We start from the raw sequence: 19,160 nt of genomic DNA on the forward strand, positions 1-19,160 counted from the left end.
ATATATGAAATAACTAGAGTCTTTGAAAATAAAATTTTGAAGAAAATGAGGGATAACGATAATGACAAAAGGACTTTTGCAATTTGATGTCGGGGAACAAATTGAGCTATTTCTGTTAATAAAAAATAGTACTAAAGGAATTGCTAGTAATGGGAAGCCGTTTTTATCTTTAAACTTACAAGATAAAACTGGAGATATAGAAGCAAAGCTTTGGGATGTTTCTGAATCGGATGCACAAACTTATAAAGCTGAAACAATCGTAAAGGTGGCGGGCGATATTCAAAATTATCGCGGTCGTTTGCAATTACGAATTCGTCAAATACGTCCTGCCATGGACCAAGATGGTGTCTCGATTTCCGACTTTCTCGAAACCGCACCAGTAAGTCAAGATGAAATGACGAGCAAGATAACACAATATATTTTTGAAATGAAGAATCCAAATATCCAAAGAATCACTAGACATCTATTAAAAAAGTTTAATAGTGATTTTCTTGTTTATCCGGCTGCTACCAAGAACCATCATGAATTTGTATCTGGTTTGGCTTATCATGTCGTTTCCATGCTCGATTTGGCCAAAGCAATTACTAGTCTTTATCCTTCCTTGGATCGTGATTTACTATATGCCGGAATTATTCTTCACGATTTAGGAAAGGTCACAGAATTATCAGGTCCAATTTCCACCTCATATACAGTAGAAGGAAATTTATTAGGACATATAACGATTATGGTAAATGAAATTGGGAAGGCAGCAGATGAGTTAGGCATTCATGGCGAAGAAGTTATGGTATTGAAACATCTAGTTTTGAGTCACCATGGGAAACCCGAATGGGGAAGTGCAAAACCACCAATGATTAAAGAAGCAGAAATTCTTCATTATATCGATAATCTTGATGCGAAAATGAACATGATGGACCGAGCACTACGCCATGTGAAACCAGGTGAATTCACCGAACGAGTCTTCGCATTGGAAAATCGTTCATTCTATAAACCAAGTTTTCATAATTAAGGTAAAAACACGTATGGAAAATTTAATTTCCGTACGTGTTTTTTTGTTGAAAGTCTCGATAATTTAGTCATTTTATTCGTATTTTTGCATACATTGTAAAAAAGGACAAACTTAAAAAGGGGAGAAGCACATGTCATTGCCAATTTGGATTTACTTCGTCATTGCTGGAATTGCAGTTAGTGCTTTTATGGCGGTTAAAACAGCGAGAGAAGACCGAAAACTTGAACAAGAGTGGATAGAAAAAGAAGGGGAAGAATACATCGAACGGATGGAAATAGAAAAAGAAAAAAGAAAAAATGTAAAAGAAGCGGGTTAAATTGATGCAAATAAAATGGGCTTGTCTCTAAGACAAGCCCATTTTATTTACTATTACTTTTTAGATGTAGAACTTGAAGTATCTGCATTTAACACATTATCAAATGATTTTTTCAAATCTTTATCTTTAATATCTAATTTAGCATCTTTAATTTCTTTTTTCATAACCTCAGCAAGTTTTGTTTGATCTACTTTAGATGCTTTAATTTTTTCTTTGATTTCTTTTTTCATTTTATCATCAAATGGTGCTTTATCTTTTTCACCGGTTTTCTTAATGATATGGTAACCGAATTGAGTTTTTACTGGTTCACTCACTTCATTTACCTTTAATTTATATGCAGCAGCTTCAAATGTTGGATCCATTTTACCCGTATTAAACCAACCAAGGTCTCCGCCTTTTTGAGCAGTACCATCAGTAGAATATTTCTTCGCTAAATCCTCAAACTTTTCACCTTTTTTAAGTTTAGCTTCAACTTCTTTTGCTGTTTTTTCATCAGCTATAAGAATATGGCTAGCTTTAATATCAGGCTTAATTTCTTTGTCATAATAGTCTTTTATATCTTTATCTGAAATTTTTATGTCCTTTGTTGCAGCTTTTTCTTGTAAAAGACCAAGTTTTACGTTATTACGGTAGTCTTTTTCATTTTTAAAACCTGCTTGTTGAAGGGCCATTTCAAATTGATCACCAAGTTGTTTTTTTGCTTGATCCACTTGTTTATCAATTTCTTTATCTGAAACTTTATATTTATCAGAAAGAACTTTTTCAAAAACAAGTTGTTGTACGACTTGGTCTCCAACTTTATCTTTCATTGCCTCATATAGTTCATCTTTTGTTACATTTCCAGCTTTTGTTTTTACAACAACATCTCCATTATTGCCACATGCAGCTAGTCCAATAACTCCTGCTGCTAATGAAAGGGATAATACCCATTTTTTCATCAATTAACAACTCCCTATCTAATTAATCGTCCAATTAAAACTTACAAAACCTACTATACCACAAAATTTATCGGAAAAGAAACATAATACGGAAGACTTATGGTATTTTTAAGGAATTCTCATCAAATCTTAACTTTTTTGATAAAGTGTAAAATCCATTATGAAAATCTAGGCATTTGCTCTAGTCAACAATAGCCGTTTGTACATAGGATATATTGAAAAGAAAAAAGGAGGTATTCAAAATGGGATTTGCTTACGGAGGCGGATTTGCCCTAATTGTCGTATTGTTCATTCTTTTGATTATTGTAGGTGCAGCATTTATTTGTTAATTTAGGCAGTCCAGTTTTAACATCGCAACTAAAAATGAATAGAATATACTATTTCTGTTAGGGAGGTGACTATTATGGGTGGTGCAGCATACGGCAGCGGATTTGCGTTACTCGTTGTATTATTTATTTTGCTCATTATAATCGGTGCATCTTGGATATGTTAGTGCAAAAAAATCAGGTTCGCGGCGAACCTGATTTTTTGTTTATGCTCAGAATAGTTGTACTCCGGATTTTAATAATCTAAAGGGTTTCGATTCCGCAAGCTCTTGCCAATAATTCTACTAAATGAATTGATTCTGAAGGTTTTTTACCAAAGGTGTTGACTCCGTGAGTCATTTGAATTAAACAACCGGGGTTTGATGTTACAACTATTTCAGGCTGAATGTTATTTACTTCATCCATCTTTTTCCTTAGTATTTTCATTGATTCGTCGTATTGTTGAATGTTGTAAATTCCTCCGGATGCACAGCACGTATTTTTGCCTGGTAATTCGACATATTTAATTCCCGGAATTTTTTTAAGCAATTTCTCCGGATAATCGCCTGCTTTCTGAACATTAGATAAATGGCAAGAAGGCTGATAGGTAACAACTTTTTCAATCTCTTTTGAAAATGGCAGCGAATCCAATGAGAAGAGTACTTCGGATATATCTTTAATCTTTTTCGTGAATTTTTCCGCAACTCGTCCCAATTCAGTACCGTTTTCTTCTTTTAACAACTGATCATATTCTTGGAGGATAGCTCCACAGCCTCCCGCGTTGGTAATAATAGCCTCGACTTCGTATTGATCAAAGGCCTTTAGATTTTCCATGGCTAATTGTCGCGAATGCTCCATTTGCCCTTGGTGTGCGTGAAGTGCACCACAGCATGTTTGTTCTTTAGGAACATATACATCACTTCCGGACATCCTTAAGAGCTCAAGTGTATAGTAGTTGACATGATAGAAGATTGCGTCGTTTATGCAACCTAGAAATAAGGCAACTGTTTTAACCGTTTTTTCTGTTTTCGCTTTATACAGTTTTCCTCTTTGAATCCGGTATTTCATCGAGGGAACTTTAGGCAGAGCTTTTTCGAATTTCCCCGCTTTTTTTACAAGCTTTTCAGAAAGGTTTGTTTCCCGAACAACTCTTTGCAGCCCGCTTTTTTGATAGAGAAAATACATATTACTAGAAAGCTTCATCGTTTTTGGTTTCATGAAAAGGTGGTTTAAGGCAAAGTCTTTAAATGTATGGCTTTTCCTAGTACGAACTTCTGCGTCATTAATAGCTTCTTTCGCATGTTCTAGGATTGAACCATATGGAACATTGACAGGGCAGGCAACCTCACAGGCACGGCAACCGAGACAAAGGTCAATTGGCTCTTTTAAGTCTTCTAAAATATCTATTTTGCCTTCTGCGGCCATTTTGACAAGATTAATCCTTCCTCTTGGAGAAGCACTTTCTTTCTCCATCGATGCGTAAGTAGGACATGCCGGAAGACAGTAGCCGCATTGTATACACTGATTGACTTCATCATAGGTTTTTTTATAAAGAGTGTTTGTTATTGAGTCAGCGTTATTCACTGAGTCAACACCACCTTTGTTTGCCCTTTTTGTGGAAACATCTTACCAGGATTCAAAATATTATTCGGATCCCAAGCTTCTTTGATCTTTTTCATTAAATCGAGCGTTAAACCCAACTCTTTTCGCATGTAAGGAGCTTTTAAAATACCGATACCGTGCTCACCGGAAAGGGTTCCGCCTAGATCAATAGCTGCTTGAAATATTTCCCCAACAGCGAGTTCTGCTTTTTTCATTTCCTCGATATTACGCTTATCTGTTATTATGTTTGGATGCAAATTTCCATCCCCGGCATGACCGAAAACAACTAAATTCAGCTTATACTTATCGCGAATAATATGAAGCTTTTCAATCATTTCCGGAATTTTACTTCGGGGCACTGTCGCATCTTCTGAAATTTTTGTTGGACCTAACTGAGTAATCGCTGGAGAGACCATCTTTCGGGCTTTCCAAATTGTTGTTCGCTCTTCTTCTGATTTCGCGACTAGCACTTTCGAACCGGAAAAGGATTTGCAAATTTCCGAGCATTGAGCTATTTCTTCCCTTACAGCCGCTTCATGTCCATCTAGTTCAATAATGACGATCGCTTCAGCATCAAGGGGAAGACCTGATGGCTGATAATGTTCAACAGCCTCAATACAGTATTTATCCATTAGCTCAAGTGCAGCAGGTAACACTCCTGAGGATAAAATTGACGTAATCGCCTTTCCGGAATCAACAACTCTTTGGAAGGAAGCGAGTAATGTCATTTTGTATGCTGGTTTCGGTATTAGCCGTAAAGTAATTTCAGTAACGACTCCAAGAAGTCCCTCCGAACCTACTATAAGTCTCGTCAAGTCAAATCCAGTCACATTTTTAACTGTTTTTCCACCTGTACGGATAATATCTCCTGTAGGTGTGACTACTTCTAATCCAATTACATATTCCTTTGTTGTCCCATATTTTAATCCTTTTGGTCCGCTAGAATTTTCAAGAATATTCCCGCCAATTGTTGATACGTTGGAACTGCTCGGATCTGGGGGGTAAAATAATCCTTCTTTTTCTGCTTCTTCATGTATACTGGATGTAATTACACTTGGTGTTACGATTGCGAGCATATTTTCTTTATCAATCGTTAAGGATTTTGGATATTGTGACATGTCCAAAACGATTCCACCTAATATCGGTAAGGGGCCTCCACTTAAAGAAGTAGCCGATCCTCTAGGATAGACAGGAATTCGATAAGTATTTGCTAATAAAATGATTTTACTAACTTCCTCCTTTGATTGAGGTTGAAGGACAATGTCAGGCAAATATTCACCAAAAGAAGCATCATAGCTAAACGAGTATAAATCCCCCTTTTTAGTAAGGATTCTATCATTTTGAACAATTTTTCTTAATTCATCTAGTATTTGTTCATTGATTTTACTCATTGTTTATCAACACCTAATATGAATTGTGGATTATTTTATGGGAGATCGATAATTTTGAGACACTGTTACAGACTGGAGGTTCTTCTTATAATTAGAATCTATAATTAAAATTTATTTATAGTTTTAAACCAAGGAGTTTGGATCTCCTTGGTTTATTTTTGTGCACATGAGTGGTTGTAATCTCTGTTGCTTTTATGTATATAGGATCTCTACATATGAAGAAAGAAGTAAAATAGTAACGAGTATATTAATGGTTCTAAATACCTTTGGTTGTCTTTCTTCAGGGATCTCTTTTTGTATACAAAGTGAATTAGTCATATTGTTTATTAGGTAAACAATAATAATTGCAAATATAATAAAAATGGAGATCACTATCAATTCCTCCCGTATTTCCAAATGTTTATGCTAAAGATACCAAATTTTAAATTAAAAAGATAGCTATTTTAAGAGATAACAGAATCAAATAAATGGTATTTTACTTTTGGAAAATAGTAATTAAACTGTAAAATAGAAGAATACAACTTAAAAAATAAAAATCCGTCTTTTTATTACCTAATGTGATGAATATGAAAAGGCAAAATGGTATTATACTGATAAAAGCCTACGATAACGGAAAATACAAACTTGGTAAATTCTTCTTCGAAAAGATCAAATGAGGTGAAATGATATGGAATCAATAGAACAAAGACTTGAACGTATAGAGTTTCACCAAAAATTACTATTAAAAATGATTTCTGAAAGTCAATATGATTTTTATCGAATCGTCATTGAAAATCAACTACAGGAAAAAGATGTGGAAGATTTCTATAAACTCTGTGAAACATTACATAAAGAAAGTGAAGAACAAAAAGCAGATAAATTCGTCTTTTTTTCTCCACTTTTCAAAAAATTTAAAGAAGAACTTCATCCGAACTTAGATCCCGAACAAGTTATTCAAGCATGTTTAAAACAAAATATTTTTCCGGAGCTTATGGAAATCCTAAATAAAAATTTATCTTAAAAATTACTCAAGCTTTCACTCTCTGTTGGAAGCTTTTTAACATTTCCGTTTTCTTCAATAAATTCTGTTTCAATATTATGAAAGGAAGTTTCGAATATTTCCATAAAATCTTCTCCATATATATTACGAATAATGGCCATTAATTCGATAAATTCAGGAAATTTGCCATACAAATTTTTAATAGGCAATGCACCGTTTAAAACGACGCTATTTGAAGGATTAAAGGATTCCATTGAAGCGAGTAATAAAGCTTCCCCTTTTTTTGTTAATTGAATATAGGTGTTTCTTTTGTCATTTTCCTTCTTAGAAAACTCCAGTAATTCCCGTTCTTCTAATTTTTTCGAAAAATTAAAAGCTGTTGAAACATGCATGACTCCAAATTTGGCTACATCCGATATGGATGCACCCTTTAAATGGTAGGCAATCCAAAGAATATGGTGTTCATTAATGTTCAAATCATATGGTTTTATCCATTGCTGCCAATCCTTTTCAATCATTTTCCAAATTGCTTTGCTAATTTGCGTAATTTTTTGACTGAACAGCAAGGCTTCTTTTATAGAATAAGAACTTTCTGTCATTACTTCACCCACTTTATATATATATATATTTATTATGCCAATAAAATAAAGATTAATAAAGATATAAATTAACAAAATTTTTAGACAAAAATTTTCGTTTCAGAAAAACATTGAAATTAATGAGATTTAGGTCGCTCTTGAATTTTTGATTCTAACTCATCAATTGAATCCTTCAATGCTTGTACTTCATTAAGGATATTTTCTTTATTTCCCTCAATATTATTTTGCCATTCTGATATCGCTGATTTAATATCAGAAACGAACTTCATTGCGATGTCTTTACCTTCCGATGATAATACATGAATTGAGTTTTTTAGTTCCTGCACATTTTTCGTTATATCTTTTGCAGATGACATCCAATCATTTGTTTGATCTGATAATTGTTTTCTTAATTTTTTACCTGATGTAGGAGCTGTTAGTAAGGCGGAAAGTGTACCAGCAATTCCTCCGACGATAATCCCATAAGCAAACATTTTTTTGTTCATGACAACACCCCATTTTATAATATAAAGTGATTATTAAGAATTTTTCGCATACCTCATAATCTATTTTTCTACAATAATTTGCAAAATCCTGCATGAATATTTAAATTATAGTACAATTTTTAAAAAAATGCACTGAAATTAACTATTTTATTAACATTTTATTGGAATTAAGAATCATGAAGTTCGCTTATTTTGCATATTTTTATCGTGTGAAGTATTTTAAAAATATAATGAATCAACGAGGGAATTGTTCAATCAAAATGGAGAAAGAGGTGTGGATATTGAGTGGAATCATTTTTTGCCTCCTCCTTATATGTATTTGCTTTTTGATAGGATCAATTTATACTTTTTTAAAGTACCAAAGACCGGGGGTCTATCCACCTAAAAAAATTTTAAAACAAAGGATATTGTTTTTTGGCAGTGGAGGGATTATCTCTTTATTATTATTTGTTATATTGTTAATAATGACATAAAAAATCCTGCGTGATAAGCAGGATTTTACTTAGCATTTATTGAATATTTTTGGATATTGCTTCGGCGATTTTTTTATAATCATCTTGTGTGTATTCGCTTTGATTATTTTTCCAAACGGCACCAAAGCCATCACCTTTACCATAACGTGGGATTAGGTGTAAATGAAAGTGGAAAACAGATTGACCAGCATGCTCACCATTATTATTAACAAGATTCATACCGATCGGATTAAATTCAGCTTTCAAGGCATTTGCAATCATAGGTGCCACTTCAAAAATATTCTTAGCGATTTCTGGAGTCAATTTAAAAACGTTTTCTTTATGTACTTTTGGAATGATTAATGTATGACCCTTTGTTACTTGACTAATATCAAGAAAAGCAAGAACATGTTCATTTTCAAATACTTTTGCGGATGGAAGTTCACCATTTATAATTTTACAAAAAATACAATCACTCATACTATCCCACCTTTCGATTTTGTAATTAGTATAACTTATAATGGCTAATAATGGAATAAGAAAAGCGTAAGCGCTGGACAGAAAAAGAAAAGGGACGGGGAATTCCGATGAAATCCCGTCCCGATTGAAGGGGTACTTAAGGGTTTAAAAAATCATTGGTCTGCCTTTGATAAACACCTCATTTATAATAAGAGTGTTATTTCAAATTTAACGGAGTAAATGACCTTTGTTCAACGCGATCATCCCCTTATTGTTTTAACATTTATTCAACGTTTAAAACAGTAAGTGATCTTCGACAAACACCTCATTTATGATAAGTGTATTTGTAACGTTGTTGCCATATCCTAGACCTGCCCTAATCGCTTTTACGGTTTCGGTCTTTAGTAACCACCCCGATTAATTGCGTTAGTTAACCCCTTCGCTTATTATCATGTACAATATAGAAATAAGTATTCATAAATTTTTAAGCTTTTAATGATGTGGATTAAGAAAAAGAAAGGACGTATACATATGTCACTACTCGAAGTACAAAATCTTACCGGTGGTTATACGAAAAAACCTGTTTTAAAAGATGTTTCGTTTACAATCGAAAAAAAACAAATGATTGGGTTAATCGGTTTAAATGGGGCTGGTAAAAGTACTACAATCAAGCATATTATTGGATTGATGGAACCGAAAAAAGGAAAGATTCAAATCAACGATCTCGAGCTTCGAAATGGCCCTGATGAATATCGAAAACAATTTTCTTATATTCCGGAATCCCCAATTTTATATGATGAGTTAACATTGGACGAGCATCTTAAGCTTACCGCAATGGCTTACGGAATAAATCAGGAAACATTTCAAACAAGGATTACTCCATTATTAAAAGAGTTTCGTTTAGAAAAAAAACTAAGTTGGTTTCCTGCTCATTTTTCTAAAGGAATGAAACAAAAAGTAATGATTATGTCCGCTTTTTTAGTGGAACCTGATTTATATATTATAGATGAACCATTCGTTGGTCTGGATCCTCTCGGCATTCAATCATTATTGGATTTAATGAAGAAAATGAAAGAGAATGGGGCAGGAATTCTTATTTCAACTCATATTCTTGCGACAGCAGAAAGATATTGTGACGGATTTATCATTTTACATAATGGACATATACGTGCAAAAGGAACGCTGAAAGAACTTCAAGATGAATTTAATATGCCAGGTGCTACATTAGATGATATATATATCCAGTTAACGAAGGAAGATAACGATGAAACAAATTGAGAGTTTATGGAGAGAACGAGTCCAACTATATATTCTTGAATTAAGAAAATATTTAAAGTATATATTTAATGATCATTTATTATTTGTAGCCATTTTTGCATTAGGTGCAGGTGCTTATTATTATAACGGATGGGTAAAAACATTGGATGAGAGTTTTCCTATCGGTTTAGTTATGGGGATCTTATTGGGCCTTTTTTTAACGATGAGTCCGATTTATACATTATTAAAAGAAGCAGATAAAGTGTATTTGCTGCCGATAGAAATGAAAATGGCGTCTTATTTTCGTAAATCGATTTTATTTAGTTTTATAATACAAGCCTATTTATTACTAATGATCCTTGCTGTTTGTATGCCTATGTATGTACAAGCAAGCGGGAATGGATTTCAATCGTTTCTCTATATCCTAATCGTCCTATTTATATTAAAAGTATGGAATCTTTACTTACAATGGGATATGTTGAAAATTCAAGATCAAAGAACAGCCATTTTTGATTGGTTGATCCGTTTCGTATTAAATAGTTGTTTTATTTATTTTATTATCGAAAGAGCGAATCCATGGATTTATGGATTGTTTATTATTCTTTATTTAGCATTATTTGCTTTTTATCACAGTTTTGTAAAAGGGAAAACGTTAAAATGGGATGTATTAATTGATAAGGAACAAAAAAGATTAAGTGCATTTTATCGGTTTGCAAATCTATTTACAGATGTTCCAAAACTAAAAGGTCAGGTTAAACGGAGAAAATGGTTGGATTGGATTTTTCAATTGATTTCATACGAGCAAAAAAACACATATACGTTTCTATTTGCCCGAACATTGATTCGTTCAAGTGAATTTTTCGGATTATACATGAGATTATCAATCATTGGTGCGATCTTTCTTTATTTCAGTAATCAACTGTACTTGTCGATCGGAATATCGATCTTATTTCTTTTTTTAACAGCCTTTCAGCTAATACCTATGGTGAATTATCATGAATTGAAAATTTGGCAGTACCTATATCCGATAGATCAATCATATAAGGAAAAATCATTTTTAACCATTTTAACAGCTTCCATCTTTATTCAGTCTCTATTTTTCGGAGTCATTGTTCTATTTAGCCAATCGTTGCTAAATGGGCTTATTGTATGTTTAGTTGGCATCCTGTTCTCTGTCATTTTTACTAAATCATATGTTCCAGTTAGGCTTCGGAAAATGAGTCGGAGTTTATGAAATTTCTCCACAATTAATTAGAGGAGACGTTAAAAATGCCTATTCGTTAGTTGAATCAAAACCGTTTACAAAAAGAAAGTCCCACTTGAATTCAAGTGGGATTTTCTTTTTATACTTCAACTGAATTTTGTTCTTCAACATTTTGATAATTTAACGCAGCTGTGCCTAACGTTTTTGCGGCAATAAGCAATGCTTTTTCATTAATTTCAAATTTTGGGTGGTGGTGTGGATAAGGAACCTCAACATCGTCAGGCTTCGCCCCGGTAAAGAAAAACGTTCCTTTTACATGTTGCAAATAATAGGAAAAATCCTCGCCACCCATTTCAGGAGCAGCGATTTCAGTATGAAGAACATCGGAAACCTGACTTGTACAATCTGCCAAAAAGTCAGTTTCCTCATCATGATTGACAACCGCCGGGTAGCCTCGATGGTATTCATACTCAAATTCACAACCTGCTGCTAAGCATGTACCCCGAACGATACGATCAATTTCTTCCTCGATGAAATCACGAACGTCTTCATTAAAGGTCCGAACTGTCCCAGACAATTTTGCAGAATCCGCAATCACATTAAATGCATTTTCTGCAACGAAAGACCCTACAGTTACTACAGCAGAATCAATTGGATCGACGCGTCTGCTCACAATTTGTTGGAGGTTCATCACTAATTGCGAGGCGATAACAATCGCATCTTTCGTTTTATGTGGTTGGGCACCATGACCGCCATACCCTTTGATTTTGATTTCAAAGCGATCAGCAGCTGCCATTATTGGACCTTTTCGATAGGATATCGTGCCACATTCCAAAGGAGACCATAAATGGGTTCCGAAAATAACGTCTACACCTTCCAGGCATCCATCCCGAATCATTGAAATTGCTCCACCTGGGGCATATTCTTCTGCATGCTGATGAATCATCACATATTCACCTGCTAATTCTTCCTTCATTTCATTTAACGTTTTCGCAAGGACGAGCAGTGTTGCCGTATGACCGTCATGCCCACAAGCATGCATCACTCCGGGTACCTTGGATTTATATGGTACATCTGTTTCTTCATTAATTGGCAATGCATCAAAATCAGCCCGCAGTGCCACTGTTTTTCCGGGAAACTTTCCTTTTATTTTTGCAACAACTCCATTTCCGCCAACATTTTCTTTAACTTCAATTCCTCGTTCTTTATAGAAATCGGCGATATATTTAGCTGTTTGAACTTCTTGAAAGGATAATTCCGGATGCTGATGTAAATATCTTCGAATACTTACCATTTCATCAAATGATTGTTCTAGTTTTTGAGCTAATGTTTGAAGTGTCATTGCTAGCCATGCATCTCCTCTTTGAAAAATTAATACTAACTATTTTTATTATAGTACATATTTGAATTTTGTGAAAATGGTAGTCGTTTGTACAAAATTTAAGAAAGAATCTCTTAAAAAGATTTTTTTTAATTCCTCACTCATTTTTTGCTTTCACATATTTTATTCTAAGTGGTTATTAGCCTATTTTCTCCCTCGATTATTAACGCTTTCCCAACAAGAAGTGCATCCTTTTAAACTGTAAGGAGGAATTTATGTGTCGGTTGATCTTACAGCAATTCATTGGATTTATATTGTGTTTATAGTGCTAATTATCGGCTTCATGATTTTAAGGAGAGATACAACGATCATCTGTATAGTGGGAATTTTTCTTATTGCCTTGACAGCAACCGGTTCTATTACGGCATCAATTAGTGGGGTTTTTACAAGCTTCATTTATGCAATTACCGAGTTGTTAGCGATAATTTTAGTTATTTCACTAATTGTATCAATGAGTAAAAGTTTGATGGCTACAGGGATCAATGATGTGATGATTTCACCTTTTGCTAAACTAATTAAAACCCCTTCCTTAGCTTATTGGACGATTGGTATTGTTATGATGCTCATTTCCTTATTTTTCTGGCCCTCACCAGCTGTTGCTTTAATGGGGGCGGTATTGCTTCCAGTAGCGATAAGAGTAGGCTTGCCTGCTATTGGGGCTGCGATCGCTATGAATTTATTCGGTCATGGAATTGCTTTATCAGGGGATTATATTATCCAAGGGGCACCAAAGATTGCTGCCGATGGTGCAGGTATTCCAGTAAATGATGTGTTACATGCAAGTATCCCGCTTGTCATTATAATGGGATTTGTTACCACAATAACTGCGTTTTACTTTTTAAAACGCGATATGAAAAATGGAAAATTAAAGGTAAATAATCATTTCAATGTGCCGCTGGAAACTGAAAAGAAAGAGGTTACCAAGCTAACTCCTTTTTTTAAACGACTCTTTGCGTTGCTAATTCCAATCTTTTTTATTCTCGATATTGTTGCAATGGTTGCTTTCCATCTTCAAGGGGGAGATGCTACTGCCCTTGTCGGAGGTACCTCCATTTTGATTTTATTATTAATTACGTTTGCGGGATATAAAAATAAAGCGCTTGAGCAAACGACAAAATATTTAATCGAAGGGCTGCAATTTGGCTTTAAAGTGTTTGGTCCTGTCATCCCAATCGCCGCATTTTTCTATTTAGGGGATGCGGGGTTCCAATCGATGATTGGTGATTATTTGCCGAAGACATCTCAAGGAATTGTAAATGATTTAGGTGCGGCATTAGCAAATCTTGTACCAGTAACGAAGGAAGTTGGTGCAATTACTGCAACTGGAGTTGGTATTATAACAGGGTTAGATGGATCGGGTTTTTCAGGACTATCGCTTGTTGGATCTGTCGCTAAGTTATTTTCACATGGAATTGAATCAAGTGTTGCAACATTGACATCTCTCGGCCAAATAATGGCAATTTGGGTTGGTGGAGGTACGCTTGTCCCTTGGGCGCTTATACCAGCTGCAGCAATTTGCGGTGTTGATCCATTTGAACTAGCAAGAAGAAATCTCAAACCGGTAATAATCGGGATGGTAGTAACTACAATAGTTGCTATGTTTTTACTGTAATGCTCCTGTCTATTGATGTACATGTCATTTCCTCGGAAATAAGAGAGTTTTTTGTCAAGTTTATACCTTTTATGCTGGTTGTTGAAATTGTGTAAAAATAAGCGCAAATACTGCGCTTTATTTTTTTTCATCTTTTACGATTGTGTAGTACGACTCATATGGTGAGCCATTAAAAATTGTATTGCTGGATAATGGAACACTGACTGTTGGCGTGTTTATAATCGTTTTGTAAGAATCTGTTAATTTCCATTTAGAAAAATCTTTTTCGTCTTCCCACATCGTTAAAATAATATACGTATCACCTTTTTTCGGTTTCAAAAAACGAAAAGCGCGAATACCAGAAGCCGTTTGTATCAACTGACTATTATTTTGCAAATGATACTCAAAAACCGGCTTGCCTTCATCGGAAATGGGAATATTATAGAAAACACTGTATCCTTCTTGCGGAAAATTTCCATTTCCATCAATTATTTCATAAGTTCTCGGTGAACCAAATACAGATTTCTTCATCGTTTCATGAATGATTAGGCAGTTTTGTGCATTTTGCATTAAGAGCATTTGTTCATCCTTATATTTATTCAATATTTTTATAAGAAACTCATAAGTTCCGGTCGTAATATAAAGATTCATTTTCATCACCTCATTATTATTATACCCATCAAAAGAACAGTAAAAAGTAATTTTCTGAAAATTAATTAATAGTATATACGGAGAAATTTTAACTTTTGACGATTTTAAGACGAGAAAAAGGGAGAATTTATGACATTTCGTTAGGCGAACTATACATTTGGAATGAAAAAGTCTATATTGATTACATATTAAGAAGGAAGAACGAACTAGAACTTTTCTCTTTTTATAATTATTATTATATAATATGAAAAGATAGTTTTGAAAGGTGGACATATTACATATGACTAGAATTACGAATGATACCCTTTTGAGAGCGGCAAAAGGTGAACAAACAAGCCATGTTCCAGTTTGGTTTATGCGTCAAGCGGGACGCTCACAACCAGAATATCGTGCCTTGAAGGAAAAGTATTCCTTATTTGAGATTACCCATCAGCCTGAATTATGTGCATATGTCACTCGATTGCCTGTAGAGCAATATGATGTAGATGCAGCTATTTTATATAAAGATATTATGTCGCCTCTTCCTGCGATTGGTGTTGATGTTGAAATCCAATCTGGAATTGGTCCGGTTATCAATAATCCAATCCAATCACTTGCAGATGTGGAAAAGTTGGGGAAAATAACACCTGAAGAAGATGTTCCTTATGTGTTAGATACGATTAAATTGTTAACTAATGAACAATTGACAGTACCGCTGATTGGTTTTGCAGGAGCTCCATTCACCGTTTCGAGCTATATGATTGAAGGGAGACCTTCAAAAGATTATAAAAAAACGAAAGCATTTATGTATTCGGAGCCGAAAGCATGGTTTGCCTTGATGGATAAGCTTGCTGACATGACCATTGCATATGTACGTGCACAAATAAAAGCTGGAGCAAGTGCGATCCAAATTTTTGATTCTTGGGTCGGCGCATTAAATGTGGAGGATTATCGGATATATATTAAGCCTGTTATGGAAAGAATCTTTAGTGAGTTAAGAAAAGAAAATGTTCCACTTATTATGTTCGGAGTTGGTGCGAGCCATCTTGCACTAGAGTGGCATGATCTTCCATTAGATGTTGTAGGTCTTGATTGGAGATTACCAATTCAAGAGGCAAGACAAAAAGGTATTACGAAAGCTGTTCAAGGGAACTTGGATCCAGCTCTATTATTAGCACCATGGGAAGTACTTGAAGAAAAAACGAAGTCTATTTTGGACCAAGGAATGAAAACACCAGGCTATATCTTTAATTTAGGACATGGTGTATTCCCTCAAGTCAATCCCGAAACACTAAAAAGATTAACATCATTCATTCACGAATATAGTGCAAAATAAAAAACGCTGGAGCTAGATATACGAGAATTAGAAAGAGGTTTAACAAATGACGAAGAAAAAAGTAGGGCTTCTCGTCATGGCCTACGGAACGCCATATGAAGAAGCAGACATTGAAAGATACTACACACATATAAGACATGGACGTAAACCTTCTGAAGAGATGTTAGAGGACTTACGTAGCCGTTACAAAGCAATCGGAGGAATCTCTCCGTTAGCGAAAATTACTGAAGAACAAGCATATGGTCTTCAGAACCGTTTAAATGAAATCCAAGATGATGTAGAATTTCAAGCATATATTGGCTTGAAACATATTGAACCATTTATTGAAGATGCGGTTGAGCAAATGCATAATGATGGAATCAAAGAAGCGGTGTCACTTGTATTAGCACCACATTTCTCAACATTTAGTGTTAAGTCTTATAATGAACGTGCGAAAGAAACAGCTGAAAAGTTAGGCGGGCTTACAATTACATCGATTGAGAGCTGGTATAAGGAACCGAAATTTATTGACTATTGGGTGGAGCGATTGTCTGAAACATATGCAAGCATGAAAGAGGATGAACGTAATGCTGCATGTTTAATCGTTTCTGCTCACAGCTTACCAGAAAAAATCCTTCAATATGGCGACCCATATCCTGAACAGCTTAAGGAAACAGCTGATTTAATTGCTAGTAAAGCAGGGATAAAGGAATATGCAATCGGTTGGCAAAGTGCTGGAAATACTCCAGATCCATGGCTTGGACCCGATGTTCAAGATTTAACGCGTGATTTGTACAATGAAAAAGGATATAAAGCATTTGTTTACGTACCTGTTGGATTTGTTGCCGAACATTTAGAAGTTCTCTATGATAATGATTACGAATGTAAAGTGGTCACTGAGGAAGTGGGTGCAAGCTACTATCGACCTCCAATGCCAAATTCACAACCTCAATTTATTGATGCACTAGCAACGGTAGTTTTAAAAAAACTAAATGTAAATAATTAACGACATCAGGGATTATCCCTGGTGTTACTTTATTGCACTATAGACTTTTCAAAAAATATAAAATAATGATCATTGCCGAAGAAGGTGATTCCCAGTGTCGGGTAAAAAACATAAAGTAGTTATTATCGGTGGCGGGATTACCGGTTTAACTTCAGCATTTTATTTACAGAATGAAATAAAACAAAATAATTTACCTATTGAATTTAAACTAGTAGAAGCCAGTAGAAGATTAGGCGGGAAAATCAAAACTGTCCGAAAAGACGGCTTTGTTATAGAAACAGGCCCTGACTCTCTTTTAACAAAAAACGAAAGCTTTACTAAACTAGTAGAAAAATTAGGTATCCAACAAGAGTTAATTGAAAGTGAAACTGATAAAACATATGTAATATCGAATGATAAGCTTTATTTAATTCCTGAAGGAGCAGTGGTAGGAATCCCCACTCAAATAAGTCCGTTTATTCTTTCTAGTTTATTTTCGTTTTCTGGCAAAGTAAGGGCTGCAGCTGATTTAATTATTCCACGATTAAAAGAAAAAAAAGATGTTTCAATTGGGCAATTTTTTCGCAGACGATTTGGTGATGAAGTAGTAGAAAATCTCATTGAACCGTTACTTTCAGGGATATATGCAGGTGATATTGATCAATTAAGCTTAAAGGCAATTTTTCCGCAATTCTATGAGGTGGAAAAAAGATATCGTAGTTTAATAATAGGAACAAAAAGGGACAAGACCTATTCAAATAGATTCCTAACCTTAAGGAATGGGCTGGAATCAATCGTGGAATCCATGGAAGAAAAGCTTGAGGAAAGTTCAATAATGAAGGGTATTCGGGTTGTTAAGGTTGAAAAGTCATCAAGGGACCAAGATTATGAAATTTCCCTAAATAATGGTGAGCATCTCGAAGCAGATAGTGTGATTATTGCGCTCCCACATTATTTACTGCCAAATATATTTCCGAGGTATGATTTTTTTGAACCACTTTCCAAGGTTCCGGCTACATCAGTTGCTACAGTCGCGATGGCGTTTTCTGAAGAAGCGATTAGAAAAAACTTTGATGGAACTGGTTTTGTCGTTGCGAGGAATAGCGACTATACAATTAATGCTTGTACATGGTCACATAAAAAATGGCCACATTCAACCCCTGATGGTAAAGTACTGCTTCGCAATTATATTGGCAGAGCTGGGGATGAAACAGTCGTCGATTTATCAGACGCAGAAATTGAGCAAATTGTTTTCGATGATTTAAATAGATTAGTCGAACTCTCTGATAAACCCGACTTTACAATCGTATCAAGATGGAAAAATGCAATGCCACAATACACAATTGGGCATGAAGAAAGAGTAAAAGCATTAAAAGACAATATCGTGAAAAATCTGCCGGGTGTTATTATTGGTGGAAGTTCATTTGAAGGAATTAGTGTACCGGATTGTATTAGTCAAGGTGAATCCATAGTGAAAGATGTTTTGCAGTATTTAAGAAAATTAAATACGTCTAAGCAGGAAGTGATTAGTGAATAATTCTATTGTAGAATTATTCACTTGTTTTTTTTTAGAGAGTATGTTAAATTACTTTTTGTGAACTTATTGACCATTTTCCTCATTTGGTCATTTTGCGGATTGGGGTGAAGTACTTTGGCGATTGATCGTAAACAACTAATTATAGATGCAGCTACAAAATCCTTTTCATTATTTGGCTACAAAGCTACGACAATGGATCAAGTTGCGAAACTTGCCAATGTCGGAAAGGGCACAATCTACACTTTTTTCAAGAACAAAGACGAATTGTTTGATGAAATTGTGACAACCCTTATTAAGGATATGAAAGAATCTGCAGAAGAAGCAATGGATCCTAATCTTTCTTTCTTTGAGAATGTGCACAACGTACTATTTCGAATATTAGAGTTTCGTAAAAATCATCAACTAACGATTAAACTTTTTCAAGAAGAAAAAGATATGGGAACACCTGCTGTGTCTGAAGTCATTCAAAAAGTGGAAACTGCAGTCTTAAATTATATTATGGGAATCATTCAAGGTGCAATGGATAAGGGAGAAATAAAAAAATGTGATCCTGAAATCACAGCATTTATTATTTTAAAGCTTTATATTTCATTAATATTTGACTGGGAAAAGCACCATCGTCCCCTTGAAAAAGAGGAAATTGCAGATCTGTTTGAATCTTACTTATTTAAGGGATTGTCAATATGATGATCCTCATATTTTTAAACAAAACTGACCAGTTGAACAAT

Annotated in this window: 21 protein-coding genes; 12 read left to right on the forward strand and 9 right to left on the reverse strand. The window is 34.6% G+C overall.

The window, feature by feature from the left end; genetic code table 11:
* Positions 1-61: 61 nt before the first annotated feature.
* Complete coding sequence (yhaM, locus tag MKY81_RS11195) at positions 62-1,006, forward strand: 3'-5' exoribonuclease YhaM (RefSeq protein ID WP_341117811.1); 945 nt, start codon at positions 62-64, stop codon at positions 1,004-1,006.
* 130 nt (positions 1,007-1,136) lie between these two features.
* Positions 1,137-1,322 (forward strand): sporulation YhaL family protein, encoded by a 186-nt coding sequence (locus tag MKY81_RS11200; protein ID WP_066233904.1) that lies wholly within the window; start codon positions 1,137-1,139, stop codon positions 1,320-1,322.
* 53 nt (positions 1,323-1,375) lie between these two features.
* Here MKY81_RS11200 and MKY81_RS11205 read toward each other — a convergent pair whose 3' ends face one another.
* A complete protein-coding gene (locus MKY81_RS11205) occupies positions 1,376-2,260 on the reverse strand; it encodes a peptidylprolyl isomerase (protein ID WP_341117812.1) in 885 nt (294 codons plus the stop codon).
* A 242-nt stretch (positions 2,261-2,502) separates the two neighbouring features.
* Here MKY81_RS11205 and MKY81_RS11210 point away from each other — a divergent pair, with 242 nt between their 5' ends.
* Both MKY81_RS11210 and MKY81_RS11215 read left to right on the forward strand, forming a co-directional pair.
* Positions 2,503-2,589 carry a YjcZ family sporulation protein gene (locus tag MKY81_RS11210; protein WP_066233910.1) on the forward strand — a complete coding sequence of 29 codons (87 nt, stop codon included), beginning with the start codon at positions 2,503-2,505 and terminating at the stop codon, positions 2,587-2,589.
* 74 nt (positions 2,590-2,663) lie between these two features.
* Entirely contained in the window at positions 2,664-2,753 is a 90-nt protein-coding gene (locus MKY81_RS11215; RefSeq protein ID WP_341117814.1) for a YjcZ family sporulation protein, read from the forward strand.
* A 76-nt stretch (positions 2,754-2,829) separates the two neighbouring features.
* On the opposite strand, the gene MKY81_RS11220 is transcribed toward MKY81_RS11215, so the two are convergent.
* From MKY81_RS11220 to MKY81_RS11230, 3 genes are all read right to left on the reverse strand, one after another.
* Entirely contained in the window at positions 2,830-4,149 is a 1,320-nt protein-coding gene (locus MKY81_RS11220; protein WP_341117816.1) for a (Fe-S)-binding protein, read from the reverse strand.
* A complete protein-coding gene (locus MKY81_RS11225; RefSeq protein ID WP_341117817.1) occupies positions 4,146-5,558 on the reverse strand; it encodes an FAD-binding oxidoreductase in 1,413 nt (470 codons plus the stop codon). The genes MKY81_RS11220 and MKY81_RS11225 overlap by 4 nt, the downstream gene beginning before the upstream one ends.
* Before the next feature lie 192 nt (positions 5,559-5,750).
* Entirely contained in the window at positions 5,751-5,930 is a 180-nt protein-coding gene (locus MKY81_RS11230) for a hypothetical protein (protein WP_328018889.1), read from the reverse strand.
* 295 nt (positions 5,931-6,225) lie between these two features.
* Between MKY81_RS11230 and MKY81_RS11235 the strand changes: the two genes are divergently transcribed.
* Complete coding sequence (locus MKY81_RS11235) at positions 6,226-6,558, forward strand: DUF1878 family protein (RefSeq protein ID WP_341117818.1); 333 nt, start codon at positions 6,226-6,228, stop codon at positions 6,556-6,558.
* Here MKY81_RS11235 and MKY81_RS11240 read toward each other — a convergent pair.
* From MKY81_RS11240 to MKY81_RS11250, 3 genes are all read right to left on the reverse strand, one after another.
* Entirely contained in the window at positions 6,555-7,136 is a 582-nt protein-coding gene (locus tag MKY81_RS11240) for an HTH-type transcriptional regulator Hpr (protein ID WP_341117819.1), read from the reverse strand. The two genes, MKY81_RS11235 and MKY81_RS11240, sit on opposite strands and share 4 nt — an antisense overlap.
* Positions 7,137-7,252: 116 nt before the next feature.
* Complete coding sequence (locus MKY81_RS11245) at positions 7,253-7,621, reverse strand: YtxH domain-containing protein (protein ID WP_341117821.1); 369 nt, start codon at positions 7,619-7,621, stop codon at positions 7,253-7,255.
* 509 nt (positions 7,622-8,130) lie between these two features.
* Positions 8,131-8,553 (reverse strand): HIT family protein, encoded by a 423-nt coding sequence (locus MKY81_RS11250; RefSeq protein ID WP_341117822.1) that lies wholly within the window; start codon positions 8,551-8,553, stop codon positions 8,131-8,133.
* Positions 8,554-9,063: 510 nt separating this feature from the next.
* Here MKY81_RS11250 and MKY81_RS11255 point away from each other — a divergent pair.
* A complete protein-coding gene (locus tag MKY81_RS11255; protein WP_341117823.1) occupies positions 9,064-9,810 on the forward strand; it encodes an ABC transporter ATP-binding protein in 747 nt (248 codons plus the stop codon).
* A complete protein-coding gene (locus MKY81_RS11260) occupies positions 9,797-11,023 on the forward strand; it encodes an ABC transporter permease (RefSeq protein ID WP_341117824.1) in 1,227 nt (408 codons plus the stop codon). The genes MKY81_RS11255 and MKY81_RS11260 overlap by 14 nt, the downstream gene beginning before the upstream one ends.
* Before the next feature lie 109 nt (positions 11,024-11,132).
* On the opposite strand, the gene MKY81_RS11265 is transcribed toward MKY81_RS11260, so the two are convergent.
* The gene (locus tag MKY81_RS11265; protein ID WP_341117825.1) at positions 11,133-12,335 is read right to left on the reverse strand and encodes a M20 family metallopeptidase; all 1,203 of its coding nucleotides are present in this window, start codon (positions 12,333-12,335) and stop codon (positions 11,133-11,135) included.
* Between the two features lie 256 nt (positions 12,336-12,591).
* Here MKY81_RS11265 and MKY81_RS11270 point away from each other — a divergent pair, with 256 nt between their 5' ends.
* Positions 12,592-13,986 (forward strand): hypothetical protein, encoded by a 1,395-nt coding sequence (locus MKY81_RS11270; protein WP_341117826.1) that lies wholly within the window; start codon positions 12,592-12,594, stop codon positions 13,984-13,986.
* A 117-nt stretch (positions 13,987-14,103) separates the two neighbouring features.
* Here MKY81_RS11270 and MKY81_RS11275 read toward each other — a convergent pair whose 3' ends face one another.
* Complete coding sequence (locus MKY81_RS11275) at positions 14,104-14,616, reverse strand: antibiotic biosynthesis monooxygenase family protein (RefSeq protein WP_341117827.1); 513 nt, start codon at positions 14,614-14,616, stop codon at positions 14,104-14,106.
* Positions 14,617-14,896: 280 nt separating this feature from the next.
* On the opposite strand from MKY81_RS11275, the gene hemE reads away from it, so the two are divergent.
* From hemE to MKY81_RS11295, 4 genes are all read left to right on the forward strand, one after another.
* Entirely contained in the window at positions 14,897-15,931 is a 1,035-nt protein-coding gene (hemE, locus tag MKY81_RS11280; RefSeq protein ID WP_108071857.1) for a uroporphyrinogen decarboxylase, read from the forward strand.
* A 46-nt stretch (positions 15,932-15,977) separates the two neighbouring features.
* Positions 15,978-16,916, forward strand: a complete 939-nt coding sequence (gene hemH / locus MKY81_RS11285) for a ferrochelatase (protein WP_066233945.1) — start codon at positions 15,978-15,980, stop codon at positions 16,914-16,916.
* A 94-nt stretch (positions 16,917-17,010) separates the two neighbouring features.
* The gene (gene hemY, locus MKY81_RS11290) at positions 17,011-18,432 is read left to right on the forward strand and encodes a protoporphyrinogen oxidase (protein ID WP_341117829.1); all 1,422 of its coding nucleotides are present in this window, start codon (positions 17,011-17,013) and stop codon (positions 18,430-18,432) included.
* 114 nt (positions 18,433-18,546) lie between these two features.
* On the forward strand, positions 18,547-19,119 hold the full coding sequence (locus MKY81_RS11295; protein ID WP_341117830.1) for a TetR/AcrR family transcriptional regulator: 573 nt from the start codon (positions 18,547-18,549) through the stop codon (positions 19,117-19,119).
* The last annotated feature ends 41 nt before the right edge of the window (positions 19,120-19,160 follow it).

Origin of the sequence: Heyndrickxia sp. FSL W8-0423 (assembly GCF_038009395.1) — a bacterium.
GTDB classification, from domain to species: Bacteria; Bacillota; Bacilli; order Bacillales; family Bacillaceae_C; genus Heyndrickxia; species Heyndrickxia sporothermodurans.